Source organism: Bacillus hominis (genome assembly GCF_030348325.1).
Lineage (GTDB): Bacteria > Bacillota > Bacilli > Bacillales > Bacillaceae_G > Bacillus_A > Bacillus_A hominis.
On the sequence record NZ_JAUCFS010000005.1, the window covers coordinates 2,311,479 to 2,337,664 of the forward strand.

At 33.6% G+C, this 26,186-nt stretch carries 27 protein-coding genes and 1 pseudogene; 22 read left to right on the top strand and 6 right to left on the bottom strand.

Annotated elements, in window-relative coordinates; genetic code table 11:
• The first annotated feature begins 172 nt into the window (after nt 1-172).
• The 3 genes from QUF93_RS14425 to QUF93_RS14435 all read left to right on the top strand — a co-directional run bounded on the left by QUF93_RS14425 (nt 173) and on the right by QUF93_RS14435 (nt 2,105).
• Complete coding sequence (locus tag QUF93_RS14425) at nt 173-379, top strand: hypothetical protein (protein WP_289375522.1); 207 nt, start codon at nt 173-175, stop codon at nt 377-379.
• Nucleotides 380-754: 375 nt separating this feature from the next.
• Entirely contained in the window at nt 755-1,288 is a 534-nt protein-coding gene (locus QUF93_RS14430) for an RNA polymerase sigma factor (protein ID WP_289375523.1), read from the top strand.
• Entirely contained in the window at nt 1,278-2,105 is an 828-nt protein-coding gene (locus QUF93_RS14435) for an SH3 domain-containing protein (RefSeq protein WP_289359195.1), read from the top strand. Before QUF93_RS14430 ends, QUF93_RS14435 begins: the two co-directional genes overlap by 11 nt.
• An 11-nt stretch (nt 2,106-2,116) precedes the next feature.
• Here the strand turns inward: QUF93_RS14435 and QUF93_RS14440 are convergent, their stop codons facing one another.
• Nucleotides 2,117-3,877 (bottom strand): peptidoglycan D,D-transpeptidase FtsI family protein, encoded by a 1,761-nt coding sequence (locus QUF93_RS14440; protein ID WP_289359196.1) that lies wholly within the window; start codon nt 3,875-3,877, stop codon nt 2,117-2,119.
• Nucleotides 3,878-4,260: 383 nt separating this feature from the next.
• Between QUF93_RS14440 and QUF93_RS14445 the strand changes: the two genes are divergently transcribed.
• From QUF93_RS14445 to QUF93_RS14515, 15 genes are all read left to right on the top strand, one after another.
• A complete protein-coding gene (locus QUF93_RS14445; protein ID WP_289375524.1) occupies nt 4,261-6,393 on the top strand; it encodes a peptidoglycan D,D-transpeptidase FtsI family protein in 2,133 nt (710 codons plus the stop codon).
• Nucleotides 6,394-6,614: 221 nt separating this feature from the next.
• Nucleotides 6,615-7,541, top strand: coding sequence for a class A beta-lactamase Bla1 (bla, locus tag QUF93_RS14450; RefSeq protein ID WP_289360980.1), 927 nt, complete (start codon nt 6,615-6,617; stop codon nt 7,539-7,541).
• A 264-nt stretch (nt 7,542-7,805) separates the two neighbouring features.
• Nucleotides 7,806-8,648 carry a metallophosphoesterase gene (locus QUF93_RS14455; RefSeq protein ID WP_289359198.1) on the top strand — a complete coding sequence of 281 codons (843 nt, stop codon included), beginning with the start codon at nt 7,806-7,808 and terminating at the stop codon, nt 8,646-8,648.
• A 216-nt stretch (nt 8,649-8,864) separates the two neighbouring features.
• Nucleotides 8,865-9,116: a hypothetical protein gene (locus QUF93_RS14460; protein WP_002119518.1), complete on the top strand. Its 252-nt coding sequence runs from the start codon at nt 8,865-8,867 to the stop codon at nt 9,114-9,116.
• A gap of 184 nt (nt 9,117-9,300) precedes the next feature.
• Nucleotides 9,301-10,026: an ABC transporter ATP-binding protein gene (locus tag QUF93_RS14465; RefSeq protein WP_289375525.1), complete on the top strand. Its 726-nt coding sequence runs from the start codon at nt 9,301-9,303 to the stop codon at nt 10,024-10,026.
• The gene (locus QUF93_RS14470) at nt 10,023-11,042 is read left to right on the top strand and encodes an ABC transporter permease (protein WP_212935694.1); all 1,020 of its coding nucleotides are present in this window, start codon (nt 10,023-10,025) and stop codon (nt 11,040-11,042) included. Before QUF93_RS14465 ends, QUF93_RS14470 begins: the two co-directional genes overlap by 4 nt.
• 23 nt (nt 11,043-11,065) lie before the next feature.
• Nucleotides 11,066-11,719: a TetR/AcrR family transcriptional regulator gene (locus QUF93_RS14475; RefSeq protein WP_289375528.1), complete on the top strand. Its 654-nt coding sequence runs from the start codon at nt 11,066-11,068 to the stop codon at nt 11,717-11,719.
• Nucleotides 11,720-12,246: 527 nt separating this feature from the next.
• A complete protein-coding gene (locus QUF93_RS14480) occupies nt 12,247-12,393 on the top strand; it encodes a DUF1722 domain-containing protein (protein WP_289375529.1) in 147 nt (48 codons plus the stop codon).
• Between the two features lie 200 nt (nt 12,394-12,593).
• Nucleotides 12,594-13,739, top strand: a complete 1,146-nt coding sequence (locus QUF93_RS14485; protein ID WP_002110003.1) for an acyl-CoA dehydrogenase — start codon at nt 12,594-12,596, stop codon at nt 13,737-13,739.
• Between the two features lie 15 nt (nt 13,740-13,754).
• Nucleotides 13,755-15,092, top strand: coding sequence for an acetyl-CoA carboxylase biotin carboxylase subunit (locus QUF93_RS14490; protein ID WP_289375530.1), 1,338 nt, complete (start codon nt 13,755-13,757; stop codon nt 15,090-15,092).
• A gap of 26 nt (nt 15,093-15,118) precedes the next feature.
• Entirely contained in the window at nt 15,119-15,334 is a 216-nt protein-coding gene (locus QUF93_RS14495) for an acetyl-CoA carboxylase biotin carboxyl carrier protein subunit (protein WP_001985297.1), read from the top strand.
• A gap of 21 nt (nt 15,335-15,355) precedes the next feature.
• On the top strand, nt 15,356-16,267 hold the full coding sequence (gene mvaB, locus QUF93_RS14500; RefSeq protein ID WP_002119529.1) for a hydroxymethylglutaryl-CoA lyase: 912 nt from the start codon (nt 15,356-15,358) through the stop codon (nt 16,265-16,267).
• 4 nt (nt 16,268-16,271) lie between these two features.
• Nucleotides 16,272-17,060, top strand: a complete 789-nt coding sequence (locus QUF93_RS14505) for an enoyl-CoA hydratase (protein WP_128280075.1) — start codon at nt 16,272-16,274, stop codon at nt 17,058-17,060.
• 2 nt (nt 17,061-17,062) lie between these two features.
• Nucleotides 17,063-18,604, top strand: coding sequence for an acyl-CoA carboxylase subunit beta (locus tag QUF93_RS14510; protein ID WP_289375531.1), 1,542 nt, complete (start codon nt 17,063-17,065; stop codon nt 18,602-18,604).
• 49 nt (nt 18,605-18,653) lie between these two features.
• Nucleotides 18,654-20,594 carry an AMP-binding protein gene (locus QUF93_RS14515; protein WP_289359206.1) on the top strand — a complete coding sequence of 647 codons (1,941 nt, stop codon included), beginning with the start codon at nt 18,654-18,656 and terminating at the stop codon, nt 20,592-20,594.
• A 217-nt stretch (nt 20,595-20,811) separates the two neighbouring features.
• Here the strand turns inward: QUF93_RS14515 and QUF93_RS14520 are convergent, their stop codons facing one another.
• Nucleotides 20,812-21,048: a hypothetical protein gene (locus QUF93_RS14520; protein WP_002119551.1), complete on the bottom strand. Its 237-nt coding sequence runs from the start codon at nt 21,046-21,048 to the stop codon at nt 20,812-20,814.
• Between the two features lie 220 nt (nt 21,049-21,268).
• Nucleotides 21,269-21,505: a hypothetical protein gene (locus QUF93_RS14525; RefSeq protein WP_002119554.1), complete on the bottom strand. Its 237-nt coding sequence runs from the start codon at nt 21,503-21,505 to the stop codon at nt 21,269-21,271.
• Nucleotides 21,506-21,962: 457 nt separating this feature from the next.
• On the opposite strand from QUF93_RS14525, the gene QUF93_RS14530 reads away from it, so the two are divergent.
• The 4 genes and pseudogenes from QUF93_RS14530 to QUF93_RS29040 all read left to right on the top strand — a co-directional run.
• Entirely contained in the window at nt 21,963-22,319 is a 357-nt protein-coding gene (locus tag QUF93_RS14530) for a hypothetical protein (RefSeq protein WP_002119556.1), read from the top strand.
• 125 nt (nt 22,320-22,444) lie between these two features.
• Nucleotides 22,445-22,969 carry a GNAT family N-acetyltransferase gene (locus QUF93_RS14535; protein ID WP_289359207.1) on the top strand — a complete coding sequence of 175 codons (525 nt, stop codon included), beginning with the start codon at nt 22,445-22,447 and terminating at the stop codon, nt 22,967-22,969.
• A 64-nt stretch (nt 22,970-23,033) separates the two neighbouring features.
• The gene (locus QUF93_RS14540; RefSeq protein WP_289359208.1) at nt 23,034-23,594 is read left to right on the top strand and encodes a nucleoside/nucleotide kinase family protein; all 561 of its coding nucleotides are present in this window, start codon (nt 23,034-23,036) and stop codon (nt 23,592-23,594) included.
• A gap of 13 nt (nt 23,595-23,607) precedes the next feature.
• A pseudogene (locus tag QUF93_RS29040) lies at nt 23,608-23,678 on the top strand (alpha/beta hydrolase); the annotation flags it as partial.
• 316 nt (nt 23,679-23,994) lie between these two features.
• On the opposite strand, the gene QUF93_RS14545 reads toward QUF93_RS29040, so the two are convergent.
• The 3 genes from QUF93_RS14545 to QUF93_RS14555 all read right to left on the bottom strand — a co-directional run bounded on the left by QUF93_RS14545 (nt 23,995) and on the right by QUF93_RS14555 (nt 26,186).
• Nucleotides 23,995-24,417: a DUF1801 domain-containing protein gene (locus QUF93_RS14545; protein WP_289359209.1), complete on the bottom strand. Its 423-nt coding sequence runs from the start codon at nt 24,415-24,417 to the stop codon at nt 23,995-23,997.
• Between the two features lie 45 nt (nt 24,418-24,462).
• Nucleotides 24,463-24,726 carry a YolD-like family protein gene (locus QUF93_RS14550; protein ID WP_289375532.1) on the bottom strand — a complete coding sequence of 88 codons (264 nt, stop codon included), beginning with the start codon at nt 24,724-24,726 and terminating at the stop codon, nt 24,463-24,465.
• A 443-nt stretch (nt 24,727-25,169) separates the two neighbouring features.
• Nucleotides 25,170-26,186, bottom strand: a complete 1,017-nt coding sequence (locus QUF93_RS14555; RefSeq protein WP_289359211.1) for a D-alanyl-D-alanine carboxypeptidase family protein — start codon at nt 26,184-26,186, stop codon at nt 25,170-25,172.

A 26,186-nucleotide genomic window follows, 5' to 3' on the forward strand; every position in this document is an offset into this window, starting at 1 on the left:
TATTATTAGGTGAAATCTTCTAGCAAATTCATTATATGTTTGCTTAACTCAAAGGTATAAATTGGGCAAACCAAAGAACAATTAAGTTTCAAAAAAAGCATTCTCCTAATTGAGAATGCTTTTTCTATTTTGTTGTGGCTCTAGAAAGTTGATACCTCATCATATTCATTATTTGCATGTACGGGCTGTCCTAAATATTGATTTAAAACCAGAGGATTCAGTCGGAAGTGTAAAATTACATAGTTGGGGGGCAGGTCCGATTGGAGCAAGTGTTAATGCAGCTGATGATAGAAAACTTGTTCATTTTTATTTTATATCTGAAGTCTTTGCATTGCTGATAGTAAATAGAAGAGAAGAACAAATTGAAATGGACAAGTGAGGGTAGTTTTAAACTTTAACAAAACAGTTATTTAGTAAAAAATAAATAGAGCACACAAATAAGTATGCTCTTAGAAAAAATAGGTGATATAAGTGAAGTGTTGCGTGAAATTCAAAAAAAATAATCAGATTTTTATGAGTGAATTTTTTAGCATTGTATGCTTTACTTGTTTTTTAGGAGCCTGTCATAAAAGAGAATGTATAGGTGAATATCTAATAAAATTTATTGCTTATCTTTACATTTTTCAGGAGGATTCTTCTATCGAAAAAAAGATAAACAATGGAACAAATGAAACTTGTATCTTGTCTATATATTGAAACCATAATAAAAGCGAGGGCAGCTTTATGTTTATTCAAATAAGTTTGAGGTGTGGAAATGGAACAGACGTTTATTGAAAAGTGTAATCATGATGAGCTTGACTATGTTATAAAAGATTATTGGCAAGATGTATGGAATTATTCATTTATTATTACAAAAGATCCACACTTATCAGATGACATCACGCAAGATGTATTTATAAAGGTTTTTAAAAATTGGTATTCGTTTCGAAAAGAGTCATCTATTAAAACGTGGATATTAAAAATTACAAGAAATACAGCAATAAACTATTTGAAATCCTCTTATTTTAAAAGGATATCTTTAGTGGGATTTTTTAGTGACGACAAGCAATCTTCATCGGCAGAACAAGAATTTTTTAAGAAAGAGGAAATGAATGATGTGTGGGAGGTTGTATTAAAACTACCTAAAAAACACCGTGAAATACTAATATTGGACGCAAAATATGAATTATCTTATGAAGAAATGGCTGAAACATTAGGAGTGTCAATTGGAACTGTAAAATCTAGATTAAGCCGAGCGAGAAGTAAGGTTTCAAAATTAATAGGGGAGGGTAGAAGTGATGAACAATAAAAAAAATCCCGACTGGTATAGTAAATTAAAAAACGGTCCAATGGAGAATCGTAAAGATGAAGAAGAATTTATTTATAAAATAAAGCAATCGATAGACCAAAAAAGTGAAGTGAATTCTGCATCATACAAAAGACCATTTCGTAGAAAAGTATTGCCTATTGTAGTTGTTTTGGCTTGTACAATGTTATTTTTTATTGTTCAACAACCTTGGCTTGATGATAATAAATCACCGGTACAAAGTAGTACTCAAATTAAGCCTAAAACAAAAGATGAATCTGCTCAAGATCCTTCACTAAAACAATTTATAAATGACTTATATCGAAGTACAAATTCTAAAAATGAAAATGATTTGTATAGAGCATTAAATGATGAAGTTCTATTTAAAGGGAAGAGTTATAAGAAGGATGAATTGCAGTTTGATGAAGATATTTTTCATGAGTTACAAGTCGCCCTTACAATGGGCGGAGAATTTGCAAATGATACAAAGAAAGTATACAAAGTACCAAGTGGATTGACAGAAAGTAATCAATCAAAGCAAGAACATTTTATATATGCAACTGTTACTGGAAACAAAACGAAAATTTTAGCTGAACCAAAACGAGAATCAAAAGTTTTATATGAAGTATCTAATGAAATGGTAAAAGCTTGGATCCCGAAAAAAGTGCAAAATGATGGATATATAAAAATATCGACTATTAACGGTAATACTGGATATGTACAAAAAGAGTATGTTTTAAGTGATATTAAATATTCTTTCATGTTCGAAAAGAATGATGAAGGTATATGGAAAATAAAGAATATAGAATCTATATGGTAAAAGAGGAAGGTTCACTTTAATGAACCTTCCTCTTTGTTTTTATTTTCTTTTTGAAGAGTATTCCAGGACTCTAAAATTTCTGATGTAACGAGAGCGGCAATGTTTTTTTCTGAATTGCTACCAGGAATAACGACAGAAATAGCAATTCGTGGATCTTCGGTAGGAGCATATGCAATGAAAAGAGAATGATTTATCATTCTTTCTTGCTCATTCGGAGAACCTGTAATACCCGTTTTACCCGCGACATCAAAAGGTAAGTTTTTAATCTCCTCTATATTTTGACGCATTCCACCTTGCACGACACTCCAAAATTTCATAGGATAACGATTCGAACTTTCTAATATTGGTTTGAAAGTTCTTGTTTCCTTACCGTCCTGACCAATAATAGTACTTACGATTTGAGGTTTATATTTATCACCTTTACTTGCCAAGGTTGCTGTATATTGGGCGAGTTGAAGAGGAGTGTGCACTTCATTTCCTCCCCAAGAAGCATTTAATAAAGCGGAGATTCCATTTTCAAACTTATTAGATGGATGAAATTCATATTTTCCGTCTTCTTCAAAGGGTAGATCGATCCCAGTTTTAGAGCGAAGGCCGAATTGTATTAAATAATCTGTCCATATATTTGCCACTTTTTCTATATTCCCATTATTTTGGTTGAATAAGGGTAGAGCTACTTTTGCGGTCATAAATGTATTAGATGAATTAATGATAGCCTGACTTGGTGTAATTTCACCTGTTGGCGTTCCGGGTGCATTTGTAATGTTATTTTGATTATCATACTGAAAACTACCTTTATCTAAATAAGTATCTTCAGGTTGAAAAAGCTTTTCATTTAATCCAATTAAAATAGTAAGAGGCTTTATAGTAGAGGCCATATTTACATAAGATTCACCATACTTTAATTTTTGAATTGTTTTATTTTGCGACAATGATTTGATGTTTTCTTTTTTAGATGATACATGTGTATGTAATGTATTTGGATCAAAAACTGCCGAGTTGGCCATAGTTAAAATTGCGCCAGTTTTTACATCGGTTACTACTGCATAACCAGCATTAGCATCATGTATTTTCTTAATTTGAGATCTTAATGCTTCCTCTGTTTTTTGCTGCAGCTTAGAATCTAAAGTTAGCCGGACATCTTCTCCCTTTTGTACTTTTTGGATGTTCCAAAAAAACTTCTTATTATTAATTTTAAAAATAAGAGTTTTTCCTGGTTTTCCTTTTAAATCATTTTCATATTGAAGCTCAATCCCACTTTTCCCAACAGGTACATACTTAGAATTAAGGTCATTTTCTACATACCCAATTACTTGTGAAGCAATTTCGTGCTTTGGATAAAATCGGATCCATTCATCTTTGATTATTACATTATTGGGTTTGTTTTTGTTTATGAATGCAAGTTCATTCTCAGTTATGTCAGAGTATAGTGGTATTTCATTCATAGTCTGTTTTTTACAAGATTGTTGTAAATGTGATTTTATGTCCTCTGCAGAAATGTCATGTTGAAACTTGGTTGAAAATTGATTGAAAAAAGCTAATGTGTTTGATGTATCTTGATTCGATAGATTTTCATCATTAGAAGTGCAATATAGAGACTTAACTTTCTTATTTGTAGCTAGTATTACACCATTTTGATCAAAAATTTTTCCTCTTTCAGCTGAAGCAGTTGCGATAGTAATTGAAATGAAGTTGATTGTTAATAAAATTATTAAAATCAAACCTACAATAGAAAGAACCGCAAAAAATCTCCATCTTTTTGTATGTAACATATAACCCTCCCTTATGTAGCCTATTTCATCTTATATTTAATTATTTTTTTTGTAAATGTGGAACAACTTTATTGTTTAGGTTGTCTATTAAGTATTAAAGCATGAAGAAAGGAATAATTAGCATGAAAATTTACTATCAAGTCTATATGTAAGTTTAATTAGAGTCATTATACAGTTTAGCACTTCTAATGCAAGCGGCAAAAAAATAGAGAGAAAACAAGAAGGGAGAGTTATTAATGCCGTAGCTAAACGAAAAGGAATGGATGCTTACAAGGATTAAGCAAAAAATTGAGGCGATATTTATAACCGATTATCGGTATCTAATATATAAGAAATGCTATTAGTATTTGTAGCAATTCCTGAAAGGATTAAATGGAGGATTTATGAAAGAACAAAAAGGCAAGAAGCAGCAGACATATATATCTATCCGATTAAATATAATGTTCCTTTGCATATTTGTACTATTCTCAGCTATTATTATGCAGCTAGGAAAGGTACAAATCGTTGAGGGAGAGGCTTATAAGAACCAAGTGGAAAACAGTCAAAATGAAACAACTAGTATACCGGTTCCACGTGGACAAATTCTTGATCGAGAAGGGAAAACAGTCGTTAATAATCAATCTCTTCGTACGATTACGTATACAAGGGTGAAGGGGATTACGAGTGAAAATATTTTAAAAACAGCAAAAGACTTGGCAAAAATACTTGAAATGCCTGAGCAAGATATAAATAAGTTAACTGATATCGATAAAAAAGATTTCTGGATGCAATTGAATACAAAACGTGCGGAATCAAAAATTACTAAAAAAGACATAGGAAAGTTTAAAGAAAAGGGAATAGAGGGAAAAGAACTAGACAAAAAAATTCAAGACTTAAGACGAAGTCGCGTTACAGAAGTAGAATTGGCAGAATTAACAGCACAAGATTTAAAGGTGTTAGCTATTAAAAGTAAAATGAGTTCAGGTTATCAACTGACACCACAAATTATTAAAAAAGATGTGACAGATCAAGAATATGCGCGCATAAGTGAAAACCTTGCGGAGTTTCCAGGAGTAGATACAACAGTTGATTGGGAACGTAATTATGTAAATGGTAATTTATTTCGTTCCGTGTTAGGTAATATTACAAGTAGTGAAGAAGGACTACCGAAAGAAAACTTAGATTCTTATTTAGTACGTGGATATAACCGTAATGATCGTGTTGGAAAAAGTTATATTGAACAACGATATGAAGATGTATTACACGGCACAAAAGAAGAAGTGAAAAATATTACTGATAAATCAGGAAACATTATAAACACAGAAATAATCTCTAAAGGAAAAAGTGGTAATAGTTTAACATTAACGATTGATATGGAATTACAAAAGAAAGTGGAAGAAAGTATAGAGAAAAACTTGAGAGCTTTTAAGAGTTCAGAGCCACTGCTCGATCGAGCTTTTGTTGTCATGACGAATCCAAATAACGGACAAATTTTATCTATGGCAGGCAAAAAGATTGTAGAAAAAGAAGGGAAAATAGAGGTTGAGGATTTGGCATTAGGTAACATGACAACTTCGTATGAGCTAGGGTCAGCTGTAAAAGGTGCTACTTTATTAACTGGATATGAGACAGGGGCAATACATCCAGGAGATCAATTTTATGACGCGCCGATGAAGTTTAAAGGTACACAAGCTAAGAAATCGTGGAATGTATCCGGATTTGGTAATATTAATGATTTACGGGCTTTACAAGTATCTTCGAATGTATACATGTTCCAGACAGCTTTAAAAATTGCCGGAGTTAATTACGTACCAAATGGCTCATTGGATATTAAACAAGGAGCATTTGATACGATGCGCTATTATTTCAAGCAATTTGGTTTAGGTGTCCCAACAGGTATTGATTTACCGAATGAAATAATAGGACAAACGAGAAAAGTAGATAGTCAACCTGGGTTTTTACTAGATTTTTCTATCGGTCAGTATGATACGTATACGCCGTTGCAATTAGCGCAATATATTTCAACGATTGCGAATGGTGGTTATAGAATGCAACCTCAAATTGTACAAGAAATACGAGAACAATCAATAAAAGAAGAGGTTGGAAAAGTTATACGTTCCATAGAGCCTGTCGTATTAAATCGAATTGATATGAAGAAAGAACATATTGATCGGATAAAAGAAGGGTTTAGATGGGTATTCCAAGAAGGTGATGGAACTGGCGTGAAGTATTTCAAAAACGCGCCATATAAACCAGCAGGAAAGACAGGAACAGCCCAAACTGTATATGGTGGAGATGACCCGATTGGCAGAAATGCAAAAGGAGAACGTATGGAATGTTACAACTTAACATTAGTTGGATATGCTCCATATGATAATCCAGAAGTAGCATTTTCTGTAGTAGTTCCATGGCTTCATGATGATAAAAATGGAATTAATTCTATAATTGGAAAGGAAGTTTTAGATGTATACTTTGATTTAAAACAGCAACGTATACATGGTGAAGCTACTAGTACAGGTAGTTCTAAGCAAAGTTAGAGTACTTTTCTCAGGGAAGAGACCCTGTTTATATAAAGCCATTTATAAGTAAAAAAATGAAATGTGAAATAAGAGATAGCGGCGATCATAGCTACTATCTCTTATTTTGTTAATAACTCTCATACTAGCTATAAATTTTTTTCAGTTTATGGAACAAATTTGGTTCGGTGATTGTCTATTATGTGTACGTATAAAAAGGTGCTAAAAATTTGGAAGGAATGATGATTTTGAAAAATAAGAGGATGCTAAAAATAGGGATATGCGTTGGTATATTAGGTTTAAGTCTTACAAGCCTAGAAGCTTTTACAGGAGGGGCACTGCAAGTTGAAGCGAAAGAAAAGACAGGGCAAGTGAAACATAAAAATCAGGCGACGCATAAAGAGTTCTCTCAACTTGAGAAAAAATTTGATGCTCGATTAGGTGTATATGCGATTGATACTGGTACAAATCAAACAATCTCTTATCGACCTAACGAAAGATTTGCCTTCGCTTCAACCTACAAGGCTTTAGCGGCAGGAGTATTACTACAGCAAAACTCAATTGATACATTAAATGAAGTAATCACATTTACGAAAGAAGACTTAGTGGAATATTCACCTGTTACAGAGAAACATGTAGATACTGGAATGAAACTAGGAGAAATTGCTGAGGCTGCTGTTCGTTCCAGTGATAATACTGCAGGAAACATTTTATTTAATAAAATAGGCGGACCTAAAGGATATGAAAACGCGCTTAGAAAGATGGGGGATCGGGTTACTATGTCTGATCGCTTTGAAACAGAATTAAACGAAGCTATTCCGGGAGACATTCGTGACACTAGTACAGCAAAAGCAATTGCTACAAATCTTAAGGCTTTTACGGTCGGAAATGCGCTTCCAGCTGATAAACGTAAAATTCTTACAGAGTGGATGAAAGGAAATGCTACAGGAGACAAACTTATTCGTGCAGGCGTACCAACTGACTGGGTAGTTGGAGATAAATCGGGTGCTGGCAGTTACGGGACAAGAAATGATATTGCTATCGTTTGGCCGCCAAATAGATCACCAATTATCATCGCAATTTTATCTAGTAAAGATGAGAAAGAGGCTACCTATGATAATCAACTAATTGCAGAGGCAACTGAAATTATTGTTAATGCTCTTAGGTGATAGTATTTTTGTTTTGGCATTTCTTAACATGATGTTTTTGAAAGTATAAAGTTAGAAAACGATTCTTTTTCGTGTGAAAAGAATCGTTTTTTTGTATTCTTATTATTAAAAGGATAAAAGTAAAAATATAATGAACATATATTACGTATCCGGAATGAAAATTTTATGTACTGTATTATTTTATTGATATAAACAATTTCGAAAAAGTATAATATAATTCAGTTAACATATATAAGTGTTTTATGAAAATAAAAAGGAGAAACTATGAAAAAAAATATTAATAGAGTCATTTTGATTATTAGTACAATAGTTGGTATTAGTATATTTTCATATTTGCAGAACAATTTAATAAGTGTAAGTGAAATTAATATCTCATCTAGCAAAATTCCTGCCTCTTTTAAAGGGTTTAAAATTCTCCAACTTTCAGATTTACATAATAAAAAATTTGGTGAAAATCAAGATGTTTTAATTAAAAAAGTAAAAAACTTGAATCCTGATATCATTGTTATTACCGGTGATTTAATTGACAGTAAATCATATGATGCAGAAATTAGTTTGCAAGTAATACGAGAACTTGTGACGGAGTATCCAGTATATTTTGTGACAGGGAATCATGAGAAGTGGTCAGGGAAATATAACAGTTTGGAGAAAGAATTGAAGAAATACCATGTTACTGTTTTAAGAAATGAGTATGTAAGTATTCAAAAAGGTGAGCAAAAAATATACTTACTAGGTATTGATGATCCTGATTTTACTAATGAAAACGGTGGCGAAGGAAGTATTGTAAAAGCTGAAATTGTAAAAGCAAAGGATAAAACGCAACCAGATGGATATAAGGTATTGCTATCTCATAGGCCTGAATTTTTAGAAGAGTATGCTGACGAGCAAGTAGATTTAGTTTTATCGGGTCATGCACATGGGGGACAAGTTCGGTTACCTTTTATCGGGGGATTAGTTGCTCCTAATCAAGGAATACTGCCCAAATATACAGCGGGTTTATACGAAAAACAAAATACGTCTATGATAGTTAGTAGAGGATTAGGCAATAGTATCATTCCTCAAAGAGTTTTTAATAGACCCGAGATTGTAGTCGTGCAGTTAAATTAATCTGTACGGCTTTTTTGTTCAGGTGAATAATTTAAAGGTAGTTTTTCTTCAGTACAAGTTTCCATTACAATTTTGTTAAAAATTTTCAACGTTACATAAAGTAACAAAATTTGACCTATTGAGTTTGTTATAGTGTAAATAATCAAAAAACTTTAAAATTAGTCGAGTTAAAATAGTTATTATTAAACGATATTAAAAATATAAAGGGGTGTACAAATGCATAAAGAATTTGAAATTGAAGAATATACGGCGATCGAGGAGCAAATTCATTATTATAGTACGTCTTTATTAGTAAGTCATCCTGAGCAAATTGTAAAGTATTTAGAAAAACGGTTGGAAAAGTATGCAGAAACGTTACAATATGCACATTTATATCCGAAAACGGTTATATTACCAATACAGCAAATAGTTATCGAATATTCTTTAGATGTTGCTAGAATTAGAAGGTATTTAAATTTAAAAACATAACTAAAATCGAATAATTTAAAATGAAACAGAGTCGACTTTAAGAAAAGATATTCTAATGTCGACTCTGTTTCATTGTTTTAGTAAATAACAGAAAAAATATTTATTTGTAAAGTTGGACATATAATAATTCGAGAGTAAAATAAAAGTGAGTACTCACTCATTTTAAAGAAAAGGGGGATTTTTAATGCAACAATCTTCAATTATTTTACGAGATGTATCAAAAAGTTTTGGGAAAAAAGAAGTTGTGCATAACCTTTCGCTGCAAATAGAAAAAGCAGAAATTTTTGGCTTGGTTGGACCTTCCGGATCAGGGAAAACAACACTCATTAAAATGATTGCAGGTATTAATGAGTCAACTACAGGGGATGTAATGGTTTTTAATACAAACATGCCTAATCTAAATGAAATGAAAAGAATTGGTTATATGGCTCAGGCTGATGCATTATATGAAGAACTATCGGCATATGAAAATGCAGATTTTATTGCAACGATGTATGGGTTAAAAGGTAAGCGTAAGAAAGAGAGAATTGAAAAAGTTTTTGAACTTGTACAATTATCAGAGCATATGAAAAAGCAAGTACAGCATTTTTCAGGTGGAATGAAAAAGCGTTTATCATTGGCGATAGCACTCCTTCATGAGCCAGAAATATTAATTTTAGATGAACCAACAGTTGGGATAGATCCTCTTCTTCGAAAATCGATTTGGGAGAAGTTTTATGATCTTAAAAAGAAAGGCACTACTATTATTGTAACAACGCACATTATGGATGAAGCTGAGTTTTGCGAACGTTTAGGGCTAATTAGAGAAGGGAATTTAGTTGCGATTGGCACACCGGAGGAATTGAAAAAACAAACATCTTCTGGACGAATTGAAGATGTCTTTATGTTAGAAGGAGTGATTGAATCATGAGAGTTAATGGTGTAGTCATCCGTATCATTCGTCAATTTTTTCGAGATAAGCGTTCTTTAGCAATGATGTTTGGGGCACCAATGTTATTACTTTGGTTATTGTCTTTAGTATTTACACAAAAAGACTATATACCGCATATTGCTGTAGTCGATGTACCTGCTCCTATAGTAAAAGCAATGAAAAATCAAGAAGCATCAATTTATGAATATAGTAAAGACAAAGCAATTTCGGAGTTAGAAAAACAAAAGGTAGATGCAGTAATTCATTTAGAGAATGGAAAAATGAATCTTCTATTGGAAGGCAGTGATTCATCAAAAAATCGTGCGGTACTTCAAGTATTGCAAAAGAGTACAGAGAAGAATGATGTATCAATGATGAAGCCTGAAGTCGATTATTTACATGGTTCTAAAGACATTACAATGTTTGATGGGCTTGGTCCCGTATTAATTGGTTTCTTTACATTTTTCTTTGTATTTATATTGTCCGGGGTTTCTTTCGTAAGAGAACGTTTAAGTGGTACATTAGAGAGATTATTGTCCACACCAGTGAGAAGATGGGAAATAGTCGTAGGGTATATTATTGGTTTTGGAATCTTTGCATTTATACAATCTATTATAATTGTAAGTTTTTCAGTTTATATTTTAGATTTATATGTAGCTGGCTCAATATGGCTAACGCTACTTATAACATGTATGCTTTCTTTAACTGCACTAACATTAGGCACATTTTTATCTGCATACGCAAATAATGAATTTCAAATGATCCAGTTTATACCGCTTGTTATCGTGCCACAAATCTTCTTTTCTGGGTTGTTCCCAATTGAATCTATGAATAAGTGGCTACAAATGTTAGGGAAATTATTTCCGCTCACATATGGTGCTGACGCAATGAGACAAGTGATGATTCGAAATCAAGGGTTTAAAGAAATTGCATTAGATCTTACTGTTTTACTTCTTTTTTCACTATTATTTGCAGTAGGAAATGTATTTGCATTAAAGAAACATCGAAAAATATAATGATGATAAAAGGAGCTCTATAAATGAAGAAGGATTGGCTTGAAGAATTAATTGGTACAACAAATACGGATAAACGAAATGAACGTCAAATGCGTATATTAGAGGCGGCTGTTGATATGTTTGGAGAAAAAGGATACGCTTCAACTTCAACTAGTGAAATTGCAAAGCGTGCTGGTGTAGCGGAAGGAACAATCTTCCGCTACTATAAAACAAAAAAAGATTTGTTGTTAGCGGTCGTCATGCCAACTTTAACAAAGTTCGTTGCACCATTTTTCGTACAAGCCTTTGCAAAAGAAATATTTAAAACGGATTATGAATCGTATGAAGGGCTATTAAGAGTAGTAATTCATAATAGGTTTGAATTTGCCAAAAAACACTTTCCAATGATTAAAATATTAATTCAAGAAGTACCATTTCAGCCTGAACTAAAAAGTGAAATACAACAATTAATAGAAACAGAACTGCTTGTACATTTTAAAAAGTTGATTGTAAAGTTTCAAGAAGAAGGAGAAATTATTAAACTTCCACCATCTTCCGTATTACGTCTTACTTTATCCGCTGTACTAGGGTTACTCTTAACGAGGTTCTTATTATTGCCTGAAGAGAAATGGGACGATGAAGTGGAAATTGAAAATACGATTCAATTTATATTGTATGGACTAACGCCACGGAGGTAATGAAATAAATTATGTGAAATATACGCACAGTTTATGAATTTAATTGGATTAATTTTTAGATAATAGTCGAATTGATAAAGGTACTTTTATACGAGGTGAAATGAAATCGAAAAAAATCGATTAAATTAAACGTTAAAATTAGGTGATTAAGAAAGAAGATTGTCGAATTTTATTATTCGGGAACATTTCTTTAAAAGCCTTTTAACAATCGCACATTTTAAAACGTTAAAAATTAATTGAAGTATGAATGCCATTTAAATTTATAACTTGATTAAAGGTCTTTATTTATGGCATATAACAAAGTGAAAGATAAAGAATTAGGATGTAATGTTACTAACGTAAAAGGTAGTGTTTGAAAATCATGGGAAGATTTTTTATTAGTTATTAATGCATACGCCGCGCTATTTATCAAATTGAAATGTATGTGAGCATATTTTCGGGTATTATAAAACACAGTTTAAAAATAACATGAGCATTGGCTAGAGGTATTTCATAAATATGCAGGGAAGAGAAAAATACTTAGTCGTTTGATTACTATTTTAAAATCGTGGATAATGCGATTTGATGAAAACTATGTAATAAAACAAACATATTTCGAACCATCCCCTGAAACGATAGTGAAAATTTCTGATTTAGGAAAAGATAAAGATATTATTAAACAAAAAAATACATAATTCGACACAAAATATCCTATGTTGTTGTAGAACAATGTAGGAATTTTTTTGTGCAATAGTACAGAATCTGTTTTAAAATTAAGTTATGACAGAATTGTAGCAATTGTCTAACTAATATTTTTGTCTTTTAAGAAGTAATGTTTGTAGTACAAACTCGCATGCTGTCGAAACTCAATATTCGATAAGGGGTGTGTAGCGGAATGGAATTTACTCTAACTCGCGAAAAACAAATGATTAAAGAAATGGTACGTGACTTTGCTGAAAAGGAAATCGCACCGAAAGCTGTATATTATGACAAAACTGCGGAATTTCCATATGAAACATTTCAAAAAATGGGCGAACTAGGATTATTAGGCATCCCATTCCCGGAAGAGTATGGAGGTTCAGGTGGCGATACAGTATCGTACGCGTTAGCAGTTGAAGAAATTGGTCGCGCTTGTGGTGGTACAGGCTTAAGCTACGCTGCAACAATTTCATTAGGTGCTTCTCCAATTTATTATTTCGGTACAGAAGAACAAAAACAAAAGTATTTAGTTCCAATGGCATCAGGTAAAACATTAGGTGCTTTCGGATTAACAGAGCCAAACGCTGGATCTGATGCAGGGGGCACACAAACGAAAGCAATATTAGATGGCGATGAATATGTTATTAGTGGCGAAAAGTGTTGGATCACAAATGCAGAGTATGCAAATACAATTATTGTAACCGCTATCAACGGTGTTGAAGACAATGGTAGGAAACGTATTTCTGCATTTATCGTACCGACTACTAGTGAAGGGTTAACGATTTCAAGCCCTTACGATAAGATGGGTGTTCGTGCTTCTAATACTTGTGAAATCGTACTTGATGGTGTGCGTGTACCGAAAGAAAATATTCTTGGTGATGTAAATAAAGGATTTAAACAATTCTTATATACACTTGATGGAGGACGTATTTCAATCGCAGCATTAGCAGTAGGTATTGCACAATCTGCATTTGAACGTGCATTGCAATATGCGAAAGAACGTCAACAGTTTGGAAAAACGATTTCTAATTTCCAAGCGATTCAATTTAAATTAGCTGATATGGCGACTGAAGTGGAATTAGCGCGTAATTTAGTACATAAAGCAGCTTGGTTAAAAGATAACGATAAACCTTTCGGTAAAGAAGCGGCTATGGCAAAGTTGTTTGCATCTGAAGCAGCTAGTCGTATTGCGAATCATGCAGTACAAATTCATGGTGGATATGGCTATATGCGTGAATATGAAGTTGAACGATATATTCGTGATGCAAAACTTTTAGAAATTGGTGAAGGAACTTCTGAAATTCAACGTCTCGTAATTGCTAGACATTTAGGATGTAGATAAAAAGGAGGAATCACTATGTTTCAAAAAATATTAATTGCTAATCGCGGGGAAATCGCAGTTCGCATTATGAAAACTTGCCAAAAACTTGGCATTCGCACAGTTGCTATTTATTCTGAGGCTGATGAAAGTGCTCTTCATGTAAAAATGGCAAATGAGGCTTATTTAGTAGGTGGGCCACGTGTCCAAGAAAGCTATTTAAACCTTGAAAAAATTATTGAAATTGCTAAGAAAACAAATGCTGAAGCAATCCATCCGGGGTACGGATTATTATCAGAGAATCCATCTTTTCCGATTCGCTGTAAAGAAGAAGGAATCGTATTTATCGGTCCTTCAGAAGAAATCATTACTAAGATGGGAAGTAAAATTGAGTCACGTATAGCAATGCAAGCAGCAGATGTACCAGTAGTTCCAGGTATTACTACAAATATTGAAACTGCTGAAGAAGCAATTGAAATTGCAAAACAAATTGGTTATCCATTAATGCTTAAGGCATCCGCAGGCGGCGGAGGCATTGGAATGCAGTTGATGGAAACTGAGCAAACGCTCACCAAAGCATTTGAAAGTAACAAAACAAGAGCTCAAAATTTCTTCGGTAATGGAGAAATGTACTTAGAGCGCTATATTGCAGATGCACATCATATTGAAATTCAGCTTTTAGCAGATACACATGGTAACACAGTGTATTTATGGGAACGCGAATGTTCAGTACAGCGCCGAAATCAAAAAGTAATTGAAGAAGCACCTTCACCATTTTTAGATGAAGGTACACGAAAAGCTATGGGAGAAGTTGCTGTACAAGCTGCTAAAGCTCTTGGTTATACAAATGCTGGTACAGTTGAGTTTCTTGTAGATGATCAAAAGAACTTTTATTTCTTAGAAATGAATACGAGATTACAAGTAGAACATCCAGTTACAGAAGAAATTACTGGGTTAGACCTTGTTGAACAACAACTACTTATCGCATATGGTGAGAAACTATCATTTACACAAGATGATGTAAAACGTAGTGGTCATGCCATCGAGGCTCGTATTTATGCAGAAGATCCGAAAACTTTCTTCCCATCACCTGGGAAAATTACAGATTTAACATTACCGTCAAATGTACGTATCGATCACTTCTTAGAGAATAATGTAACAATTACACCTTTCTATGATCCAATGATTGCGAAAGTAATCGCTCATGGAGAAACTCGTGAAGAAGCGATTTCAAAATTACAGGATGCGTTGCAAGAGTTAAAAGTAGAAGGTATTAAAACGAATACATCGATGCTACTACAAGTATTAGAAGACGATGTGTTCAAAAGTGGTATTTATACAACGGGTTTCGTAACGAAACAACTTGTTAAAAAATAAGAGTTATGAATATTAAGGGGGAAAAAATGATGACGAAAGTATATGCATCGATGGCAGGAAATGTTTGGAAGATTGTTGTAGGAGTAGGAGACACAGTAGAGGAAGAGCAGGATGTCGTCATTTTGGAATCTATGAAAATGGAAATTCCAATCGTTTCAGAAGAAGCCGGAACTGTTATGAAAATTAACGTACAAGAAGGCGATTTTGTAAATGAAGGAGATGTATTACTAGAAATTGAATAGGGAGATATAGGGGGAAGCGAATTGAAACTACCTAATTTTGCTGTCATTAAAGAAGTCGGGCCACGTGATGGCTTACAGAATGAAAAAAAGATTGTTGGCACAAAAGATAAAGTAAAATGGATTCAACTACTTACAGAAGCGGGAATATCGTACGTTGAAGTTTCCTCATTCGTTCACCCTAAATGGGTTCCTGCATTAGCAGATGCAAGTGATGTGTTTTCTGAGCTAAAAAGGGATCCAAATGTTACATATGCAGCGCTTGTTCCAAATCAAAATGGTTTGGAACGAGCTTTTTTGCAAAATGTAGATGAGGTGAATGTTTTTTTATCAGCAAGTGAGTCTCATAATAAAAGTAATATTAATAAATCAGTTAAAGAAGCATTAGCTGTAATTGAGGATATAACAAAACAGGCAACATTCGAAGGGAAAAAGGTAAGGGGCTATGTTTCTACTGTATTTGGATGTCCTTATGAAGGAGATATAAGTGCCACAGCAGTTGACGAAATATGTAATCAACTATTTTCATACGGCATTTATGAAATCTCTCTTGGGGATACAATCGGTGTAGCAAATCCGTTACAAGTAGAGCAAGTATTAGAGCATTTATTAAAAAAATACGATGCTTCTCAGTTTGCGATGCATTTTCATAATACGTATGGAATGGCACTTGCAAACGTAGTTAAGTCTTTAGAACATGGTATTACAACGTTTGATAGTTCTTGTGGTGGACTTGGAGGATGTCCTTATGCACCAGGAGCATCGGGCAATGTTGCTACTGATGACTTAGTACATATGCTCCATAAGTTAGGTATCCAAACAAATATAGACGAAGAAAAGTTATTGAGAGCTAGTCAATTTATTCAAAGTAAGTTAAATATCCAATTACCGAGTCATGTGTATAGAGCGCTTCAACATAAAACGATAAGTAGGTGAGAAGATGCTACAATTACAAAACATTTCCGTTGACTATGTTACACCGCACGTTGTAAAGATTTCGTTAAATCGTGAACGACAAGCAAACTCATTATCTTTGGCATTATTAGAAGAATTACAAACTATATTAACTCAAATAAACGAAGAATCAAATACGCGCGTTGTTATTTTAACAGGGGCTGGCGAAAAAGCATTTTGCGCTGGTGCTGATTTAAAAGAGCGAGCTGGCATGAATGAAGAACAAGTTCGCCATGCTGTGGGTATGATTCGTTCTACTATGGAGATGGTTGAACAATTACCACAACCAGTTATTGCTGCTATTAATGGAATCGCACTTGGTGGAGGTACTGAATTAAGCTTAGCTTGTGATTTTAGAATTGCTTCTGACACTGCAAGTCTAGGTCTTACTGAAACCTCCCTTGCAATTATACCTGGGGCGGGCGGAACTCAGCGCTTACCTAGATTAATTGGAGTTGGTAGAGCGAAAGAATTAATTTATACAGGAAGACGTATTTCGGCGCAAGAAGCGAAAGAATATGGTTTAGTAGAATTCGTAGTACCAGCTGATTTACTAGAAGAGAAAGCAATTGAAATTGCAGATCGAATTGCTAATAATGGTCCAATTGCCATTCGATTAGCAAAAGAAGCAATTTCAAATGGTATTCAAGTAGATTTACATACCGGATTACAAATGGAAAAACAAGCGTATGAGGGCGTAATCCATACGAAAGATAGATTAGAAGGATTACAGGCATTCAAGGAAAAACGCAAACCAATGTATAAGGGGGAGTAAGTATGTTAGATCAAAAACAGCAATCTAATTCATTTGAAGAACGAGTTGAAACAATTAAGCAAGGCGGGGCACCGAAATATCATGAACAAAACAAAGCAAAAGGAAAACTTTTTGTTCGAGATCGTTTAGCTCTTTTATTTGATAATGGTGAATATGTGGAAGATGCATTATTTGCAAATTGTGAACAAACAGGATTACCAGCGGATGGTGTTGTAACTGCAACTGGTAAAATACATGGTCGTACTGCTTGTGTAATGGCAAATGATTCAACAGTCAAGGCTGGATCATGGGGATCACGTACAGTTGAAAAGATTTTACGTATTCAAGAAACGGCTGAGAAATTACGTGTACCGTTATTTTATTTAGTTGACTCTGCTGGGGCACGTATTACAGATCAAGTTGAAATGTTCCCTGGGCGCCGCGGTGCAGGAAGAATCTTTTATAATCAAGTAAAATTATCAGGTAAAGTTCCGCAAATTTGTTTATTATTTGGACCTTCAGCGGCTGGTGGTGCGTATATTCCAGCATTTTGTGATGTTGTTATGATGGTTGAAGGAAATGCATCTATGTATTTAGGATCTCCTCGTATGGCTGAAATGGTTATCGGCGAAAAGGTAACTTTAGAAGAAATGGGCGGAGCACGTATGCATTGCTCAGTATCAGGATGCGGAGATGTTTTATGTAAAACAGAAGAAGATGCAATTACGCAAGCAAGACAATATATTTCTTATTTTCCAAATAACTATTTAGAAAAGACTCCTTTGATTACACCTCAAGAACCGAAACAGTTCGATAAAACATTAGAAGAAATCATTCCAGAAAATCAAAATGCTCCTTTCAATATGAAAGATCTCATTAACAGAATTATTGATGAAGGTTCTTTCTTTGAAGTGAAAAAATTATTTGCTCAAGAGCTAATTACAGGTTTAGCACGTATTGATGGTAAGCCAATTGGCATTATTGCAAATCAGCCGCGTATGAAGGGCGGCGTATTATTCCACGATTCAGCTGATAAAGCAGCGAAGTTTATAAATTTATGCGATGCATACCATATTCCATTATTATTCCTTGCAGATGTACCTGGATTTATGATTGGTACAAAAGTAGAACGTGCCGGAATTATTCGTCACGGTGCGAAAATGATTTCTGCAATGAGTGAAGCAACTGTACCGAAAATTTCTATTATCGTTCGAAAAGCGTATGGAGCTGGCTTATATGCTATGGCAGGTCCAGCATTTGAACCAGATTGCTGCTTAGCATTACCAACAGCTTCTATTGCAGTAATGGGTCCAGAAGCAGCGGTCAATGCTGTATATGCAAATAAGATTGCAGCTTTACCAGAAGAAGAGCGTGCAAGCTTCATTGCTGAAAAACGTGAAGAGTATAAGAAAGATATTGATATTTACCATTTAGCATCAGAGATGGTGATTGATGGTATTGTTCATCCAAACAATTTACGTGAAGAGTTAAAAGGACGATTCGAAATGTATATGAGTAAATATCAAGTATTCACGGATCGTAAACATCCTGTATATCCAGTTTAAAAGCCCTATTTAGGGCTTTCTTGCTCAAAAAGTCAAGGAGGGGAAAACATTGAAACAAGCAGTTTGGTTTCCAACAGAAGAGTATAAAGAAAAAACGCGTTTATATAGTTGGATGAAATCATTAGGCTATGAAGATTACGAAGATTTTTATAATAAGTCAATTGAAGAAACAGCGTGGTTTTGGGGAGAAGCTGAGAAAGCAGTTGGTTATCAGTGGATGGAACCATATACAGAAGTGTTAGATTTAGGAAATGGTACACCGTTTGCACAGTGGTACACTGGGGGAACTTGTAACGTTGTAGAATCTGCTTTATCTCGCTGGCTTGCTGATGACGAAACGAAAAGACAGCCAGCACTTATGTACGAAGGAGAAAATGGAACTTCTAAATCATTTACATATGAAGAGCTTGACAGTTGGGTAAGCCGTGTTGCGAACGGTTTGAAACACGCTGGTATTGAGAAAGGTGATCGTGTAACAATTTACATGCCAATGATTCCTGAAACAGTTGTTGCTATGTTAGCAGTAATGAAAATTGGAGCGATTATTTCACCGATATTCTCAGGTTTTGCGTCTGATGCAGTAATGACACGTGTACAAGCAGCGGGTTCAAAAATGATTATTACCGCAGATGGATTTTCACGCCGAGGCAAAATTGTTTCTTTAAAAGATGAAGTAGATAAAGCTTGTGAACATTGTCCAACTGTTGAAAAGGTGGTAATTGTTCGACATGCAGGAAATGATTTTACACCGCATAATTACGATTTTTCATGGAGTACGTTAGAAAAAGAAAAACCATTTATACATGCTGAGGAAATGCATAGTGATGATCCATTAATGCTCATTTATACATCAGGAACAACTGGTAAGCCGAAAGGAACAGTACACACACATGCTGGTTTTCCGCTAAAATCTGCATTTGATGCAGGATTTGGAATGAATATAAAACAAGGCGACCGCGTATTATGGGTAACTGATATGGGCTGGATGATGGGACCATTTTTACTATTCGGCTCTTTAATTAATGGCGCAACGATGGTTATGTACGAAGGTGTCCCAGACTTTCCAGAAGCAGACCGCTTATGGGAGACAGTCGATAAATATGAAATTACACATCTCGGTATTTCACCAACATTAATTCGTGCGTTAATGGCAAAAGGTGATGAATATGTAAATAAACACTCGCTCAAGAGTTTAGAAGTATTCGCATCAACAGGAGAACCTTGGAATCCAGACCCTTGGATGTGGCTATTTGAAACAGTTGGAAAAGGAAAAGTCCCAATCTGTAACTATTCAGGAGGAACTGAAATTTCTGGAGGGATTTTTGGAAACGTCCTTATTAAGCCAATTGCACCGATTAGTTTTAACGCATCTTTACCAGGAATGGCAGCGATTGTACTTGATAATCAAGGTAAACCTATTCGTGATGAAGTCGGAGAATTATGTTTAGAAAAACCTTGGGTAGGTATGACGAAAAGTTTTTGGGAAGATGATGAGCGATATGTAAATACTTATTGGTCACGCTTTGAAAATAAATGGGTTCATGGTGACTGGGTTATTTATGACGGTGAGCAATATATTATTACAGGACGTTCAGATGATACGTTAAATATTGCAGGTAAACGAATTGGCCCTGCTGAATATGAATCTATTCTTGTAAAGCATAATAATGTAATAGAAGCAGCAGCAATTGGTGTGCCTGACGATGTAAAAGGTGAAGTTTGTCATTGTTTTGTAGTACTACGAGATGGTGTAATGTTTACAGGAGAATTAAAGAAAGAATTAATGAGTTTAGTAAACTCACATATCGGAAAAGCATTATGTCCTAAAGATATTCACGTTGTAGAAGATTTACCTAAAACACGTAATTCTAAAGTCATGCGACGTGTCATTAAAGCAGCTTACTTAGGAAAAGAATTAGGAGATTTATCGTCACTTGTAAATCCTGAAGTAGTTCCATTTATTCAAGGGTTACAGTCTAGCAAACTATAAAATTAGGTATGAGCTCTATTTAATTAGAGCTCATTTTTTTTATGAAAAAATATAAGAGCCAAGCAGAAAATGAAAACAAGAAGGGAGACGGTATTGAAATAGAAGGTGGAAGTTAAACTATGACGCTTTTTACTGAAATCTGATTATATATAGGTGTATACCTTAAATCGAAAAATACAACGTGCATTCCACTTCTCTAAAAAATTTATAGACCTAATTAAGGTTGAGTTATGTTCGTTGTAATGCAACTAGCTAAAAATTTATCATTAAATGTAAGTGAACCCTGGACGGTGAATGGCATTACAATTGTTAGATTCTTACTCACATAATCAAATCCAATTTCTTGTTCGCATTCACCGCAATTAACTGAAGAAGATATAAGTGTGCCAGATAAAATGTTATAAACAATGGTTAAACAAACTGGTTGAGTTAATCCTGGTAAGACACAAGGCATTGTATTTCGACCTCCTTTTCTATTAATAGGAAATGTAACAGATTCGATCTTTGGAAAGGATGAAGAGATTAGATAATAGTGTAGAAATAAAAAAATGTACAACATGATTTAAATTGTAAATTTATAATGAAAACAAAATGTAGGTTTTGTTTGTTAATTTAGGAGGGAGAGAGGGGAATTAGAAGTTATAATTCTATTTTCCCCTGAAAAATTACTTAGATTAAGGTTGAGTTATATTCGTTGTTACGCAAGTTGCTTGGAACTTATCAGTGAATACAAGTAGACCTTCGCCAGTAAATGGTACTCTTATAACTAGATTCTTACTCGTATAATCGAATTCTGTTTCTAAAGTACACTCCCCGCAATCAACAGTAGAAGATATTAGTACGCCCGATGAAATATTATAAACAAGTGTTAAACAAAGTGGCTGTGTTAATCCTGTAATTATACAGCTCATAGTAGTATTACACCTCCTATGCTACTTATTAATAATAGTAAATGTAAATGTGATAACTTTTGAAACGGTATATGCGGAAGAATTAAAATGAATAGATAGAACATTTATTTCGTTGTAATAGAAAGAAAGTTTCGAAGTGGATTTAAATAGCAAATTGATAGGTTTTATTAAAATATTAATTTAAATGATAATTTTTACAGATATAAACTGGCATCTAATTATTGGAGGTCAGTTTTATATTTTTATCTAGGACTACAATTATTAAAGGAAAAACTTTTATTGTAATTGCAGATATCTCAAGGATTTAAATTAGAGATTGATATGACGATGAATCTGTTTTTAAGTAAATAAAAACATTTAGTACAAAAGTTTGTTTTTTTCTTTCTATGTTTTTGTCTCGTACACTTTTAAGCTATTGGACATACTTTACTAATAGAAAGGATTAGGGGGTGAGGTTTTGGGTTCTCGATTTAATAATTGTAGAAAAAAATGTACGTGTAAACAGGATGATTGCTGGGATATTTTTGAAGAGTGCAAAAAGGAAAAGCATGAGAAATGTGACAGCTCTTGTGTACAAGGAATTAGAGATGAGCTAAAAAAATTAGTTGATAAAACAGTGCGAATTAATACTGAAGGACGTACTTATATAGGTACTGTTTCTTCGGTAACTTGCGATGTTGTTAAGCTAGCTGCTATTCCTGGTTCAGTCGCAGCAATTATATCTCTTTGTAAAATTGAAGCGATTTTACCACCGGCTACAACTGTTACTGCTGAGTTTGATTTTAACGGTATTGACGTAGCAAACAAAGCATAATGATGCTGTTATATTTGTAAAGCCATTCTTATGAATGGCTTTTTATTTTGTACAAAAGGGAATATATTTTTCATATAGAAATAAGCTTGAGTGTAAATATAAGCGTGTATGAAAGGAGAATGGGAATGATAAAACTTGAAAAATTTACAAGGTCCGATTTCAAACAATTAATAAATTGGATCGATTCCGAAGAATTTTTAATACAATGGTCAGGAAATGCATTTACATATCCTTTAGATGAACAGCAATTAGAAAGATATACCGACAGTGCAAATTATGAAAAGGCAAATACACTCGCTTTCAAAGTAATAGATGAAGAGACTGCAAAAGTTATTGGACATATTTCGCTTGGGCAAATAGACAATATAAATAAGTCTGCTAGGATTGGTAAAGTATTAGTTGGAGATACAAATATGAGAGGACGTTCTATAGGGAAACAGATGATGAAAGCAGTACTTCATATTGCATTCAATGAATTAAAACTACATAGAGTTACTCTTGGTGTTTTTGATTTTAATTCGGCAGCCATTTTGTGTTATGAAAATATAGGATTTGTAAAAGAAGGATTATTAAGAGAGTCAAGAAAAGTCGGTGATAAATATTGGAATTTATGGGAAATGAGTATGTTAGAATATGAATGGCAACAATAATTAATAATAGGTTTTTATAATTATATTATGTTAACAAAAATTAAAAAGGTTTGGTGGAGAAATCATGAGTAAAAAAACAAAAATAATTGCAATAGCAGCCGTTTCAGGGGGAGGGAAAACTACAATTACAGAAAGATTAACGCATGAGTTAACGAATTCAAAAGCTCTATATTTTGATAGTTATAAATTTGATAACTGCCCTGCTGATATTTGTGAGTGGATTGATGATGGAGCGAATTATGATGAATGGCTACTTACACCATTAGTTCATGATATTCAGCGTCTTATACGAGATAGTAATTTGGACTATATTATTGTAGATTACCCTTTTGCATACTTAAATAGAGAAATGGGAGAATTCATTGATGTAACTATATTTATCGACACACCTTTAGATATTGCGATGGCTAGAAGAATTTTGCGAGATTTTAAGGAAGATACAATGAGTGAAATACATAATGATTTGAAATATTACATGAGACATGCGAGAAAAGCATATTTAGAGGCGATTCATACTGTTAAACCAAATTCAGATATTGTCTTGGATGGATCTTTATCTGTAAAAGAAATAATTGATCGTACACTAGAGGAACTTAATCGAAGAAAAGTGATTGTGAATGGTTAAATGTATAGAGGAATATGTACAAAAGGATGAGCCGCATTATATTATAGATGCTGTTAAGTGTGGATCATTGGGGTAGAGGAGAGATTAGTGTGTACACTTTATTTCAACTATAATTGGCAAGTCAGAGAAGAATGGTTTAAGTGGTGTGAACAACTTAATTAGTATAGATTTTAAAAGTAAATTAGCAATATAAATGGTAAGCGAAAACGCTCAGGTTTTTCTGAGCGTTTTTAGCGTAATATGTTATCAACCTAATTGAACTAATACTACCCGTTAAAATAATATAATTTGCTTCACAAACAAATAGAGGGAAATCGATAAAGTCAGAACCTTAAAGGATTTTGGAATCAAAATGGAATTAGCCCAACTGTTCACAGCTCCTTAAAATCAAGCAATAACTTTATTCGTTCGGATAAAGGTTCTGATATGTTTTTACTGTATGTTTAATTAAATCCTTTAAAACATCGATATCAATATTAGCTAATTTATTAACATAAATACAAGCCTTACTTTTCGTGTGTTTACCAAAGTTTTCTAATAATTTTTCTCTTTCCTCACTTTCATAGGTCAAATAAAGACTAATTTTCGCCCTTCTTGGTGAAAAACCCACTAAAGGCGCATCGCCTTCACGTCCTGATGCATACTTATAGTGATAGCTACCAAAGCCAATAATACTAGGGCCCCACATTTTAGCATTGTAACCAGTTACTTCTTCAAAAATTTCTAATAACTGATAGGCATCTGCCTTCTTCTTCTCACTTTCCACACTTTCAATAAATTCAATTACACTATTTTCAGTTTCTTTCATCTTCGGTTCAGACATATATGTACCCTCCTATTCTCTGAATAAATTTATTTTAACATAAAACTAAAACTCGGTATTCAAATCAAATGCATCCGTACAATACACAGTTCTCGTCATCGGATCGATATGTAATACATTTATGTACATGTCGTGTACTATCCGGTTACGATAATATGAAATCAATATTTCCTCTTTGTTTTGTATTGATTGCACAAGCCATATTTGCAGTTTTTCTTTCATATCTTCAGTTACTATTGGTCTCGGTACTTTATTCCAATCATTCAGCATTTCTCTAATTCCTTCGTATTGTTCCAGCATATTGGCCATTCGTTATCAAGACCTAAATCGTAAAAAGCCATAAAAAATAAGAGATGATACATATTATACATGACTAATTCATGGTCAACAGCATCCAATATGGTATGGCAGGCTGGAAGTGTTGGAAGTACTACGGGCATGGTTGGGCATTATTAATAAGAGACCAACAAAAAATTCTCTTGGATGCAAAAGAATTTTTTTATTGGGAATAGTAAGGGGAGGGAGGTGCATTACATATGGGAAAAGGTAGAAGTAATAATGCTGGTAAAAAGCAACCGAATTTCGATGATTCATCTAATTTCGCTAAACAAAGCCAACCGACAGAAAAGAAGAAGAAATAAGAAAAGGAGCTCTCTTGATAAAGAGAGCTCTTTTTTAAGGTATATTGACATTTCAGCAAAACATATCGATCGCTCAACCAACAAGTCGGTTCTTATATATAAGAGGAATTCTTAGTTAAAATCCTCTGATTTTTTCTGACGTATATGTAAAAACATTAAGGTGGTAATGATTAAAAAGATCATAATCGTTTGCATAATTAAATTTTTAAACTGAAGCAAAATGGTCCAAGATGTAATAGCGTCTTTGAAAGCTTGGAGTGCAGAATATGAGGTAGGTTCAAAACCGTATTGAAGTAACTTTTTTGTTTCAACAAAAGCTGTGTTTTCTTCATTGGCGTCTAATACTACGGAAATAAACCTTGTGTCTCCTTGTTTTGCTGTACCAATAAAACTATAATTACCGTTAGTTGACAAACTAGTTTGCAAGCCATCAACACCTTTTAATTTAATGTTTTTATCAAGAGAGTACATCATTTTATTTGTGTTGAGAACTTGAAAATCTTTGAAGGTAAATTGGTAAGAGGTTAGTTTAGTTATATTTAATACATCTGGATAGTCTTTTATTAATTGTGTAGCTATTTCGGCTGCGTCTATTGCTGTTGTAATCGATTGTTTATTCTTCCCACTATTTATTCCAGTGGAATTTAAAAATGGAGATTGTTGTGATAACTTTAGTTGTTTTGCTTTTTCATTCATTAACGATGTGAAATTATCTTCATTTCCAGCAATGTGTTCTGCTAGTTCAAGTGCAGAACGATTATTTCCGGTTAAAAGCAATGTATTTAGTAAATCACGAACAGTTGTTTTATCCTTCGATGTTACATGTATAGGACTCGTTTCGGTTTGAAAAACGTCGTTACTTATTTTTACAGATTCATCTAATTGTATTTTGCCATTATGAAGTTGCTCCATCACAATATATTCTGTCATTAATTTAGATAAAGTGGCCGACTGAATGGGAGTACTTTCATTTTTTTTATAAACAATTTCACCCGAATTAGTATCTATTAAAATAGCTGATTTAGCTTGAATAATTGGACCATTTACATAAAGATAAAAATATAAAACGATAAGTGCAGTAATAAGAAAAGATAATAATAAAATTGTTATTTTTTTTAAGAATTGCAT

Bases quoted from the DNA above. Each gene is read 5' to 3' on its own strand.
- QUF93_RS14465 (WP_289375525.1), top strand. From the start codon at position 9,301: ATGCAACAATCTTCAATTATTTTACGAGATGTATCAAAAAGTTTTGGG.
- QUF93_RS14490 (WP_289375530.1), top strand. From the start codon at position 13,755: ATGTTTCAAAAAATATTAATTGCTAATCGCGGGGAAATCGCAGTTCGC.
- QUF93_RS14545 (WP_289359209.1), bottom strand. From the start codon at position 24,417: ATGTCTGAACCGAAGATGAAAGAAACTGAAAATAGTGTAATTGAATTT.
- QUF93_RS14535 (WP_289359207.1), top strand. From the start codon at position 22,445: ATGATAAAACTTGAAAAATTTACAAGGTCCGATTTCAAACAATTAATA.
- QUF93_RS14540 (WP_289359208.1), top strand. From the start codon at position 23,034: ATGAGTAAAAAAACAAAAATAATTGCAATAGCAGCCGTTTCAGGGGGA.
- QUF93_RS14485 (WP_002110003.1), top strand. From the start codon at position 12,594: ATGGAATTTACTCTAACTCGCGAAAAACAAATGATTAAAGAAATGGTA.
- QUF93_RS14470 (WP_212935694.1), top strand. From the start codon at position 10,023: ATGAGAGTTAATGGTGTAGTCATCCGTATCATTCGTCAATTTTTTCGA.
- bla (WP_289360980.1), top strand. From the start codon at position 6,615: ATGATTTTGAAAAATAAGAGGATGCTAAAAATAGGGATATGCGTTGGT.
- QUF93_RS14495 (WP_001985297.1), top strand. From the start codon at position 15,119: ATGATGACGAAAGTATATGCATCGATGGCAGGAAATGTTTGGAAGATT.
- QUF93_RS14445 (WP_289375524.1), top strand. From the start codon at position 4,261: ATGAAAGAACAAAAAGGCAAGAAGCAGCAGACATATATATCTATCCGA.
- QUF93_RS14440 (WP_289359196.1), bottom strand. From the start codon at position 3,877: ATGTTACATACAAAAAGATGGAGATTTTTTGCGGTTCTTTCTATTGTA.
- QUF93_RS14475 (WP_289375528.1), top strand. From the start codon at position 11,066: ATGAAGAAGGATTGGCTTGAAGAATTAATTGGTACAACAAATACGGAT.
- QUF93_RS14525 (WP_002119554.1), bottom strand. From the start codon at position 21,505: ATGAGCTGTATAATTACAGGATTAACACAGCCACTTTGTTTAACACTT.
- QUF93_RS14520 (WP_002119551.1), bottom strand. From the start codon at position 21,048: ATGCCTTGTGTCTTACCAGGATTAACTCAACCAGTTTGTTTAACCATT.
- QUF93_RS14555 (WP_289359211.1), bottom strand. From the start codon at position 26,186: ATGCAATTCTTAAAAAAAATAACAATTTTATTATTATCTTTTCTTATT.
- QUF93_RS14430 (WP_289375523.1), top strand. From the start codon at position 755: ATGGAACAGACGTTTATTGAAAAGTGTAATCATGATGAGCTTGACTAT.
- QUF93_RS14455 (WP_289359198.1), top strand. From the start codon at position 7,806: ATGAAAAAAAATATTAATAGAGTCATTTTGATTATTAGTACAATAGTT.
- QUF93_RS14510 (WP_289375531.1), top strand. From the start codon at position 17,063: ATGTTAGATCAAAAACAGCAATCTAATTCATTTGAAGAACGAGTTGAA.
- QUF93_RS14460 (WP_002119518.1), top strand. From the start codon at position 8,865: ATGCATAAAGAATTTGAAATTGAAGAATATACGGCGATCGAGGAGCAA.
- QUF93_RS14435 (WP_289359195.1), top strand. From the start codon at position 1,278: ATGAACAATAAAAAAAATCCCGACTGGTATAGTAAATTAAAAAACGGT.
- QUF93_RS14505 (WP_128280075.1), top strand. From the start codon at position 16,272: ATGCTACAATTACAAAACATTTCCGTTGACTATGTTACACCGCACGTT.
- QUF93_RS14550 (WP_289375532.1), bottom strand. From the start codon at position 24,726: ATGGCCAATATGCTGGAACAATACGAAGGAATTAGAGAAATGCTGAAT.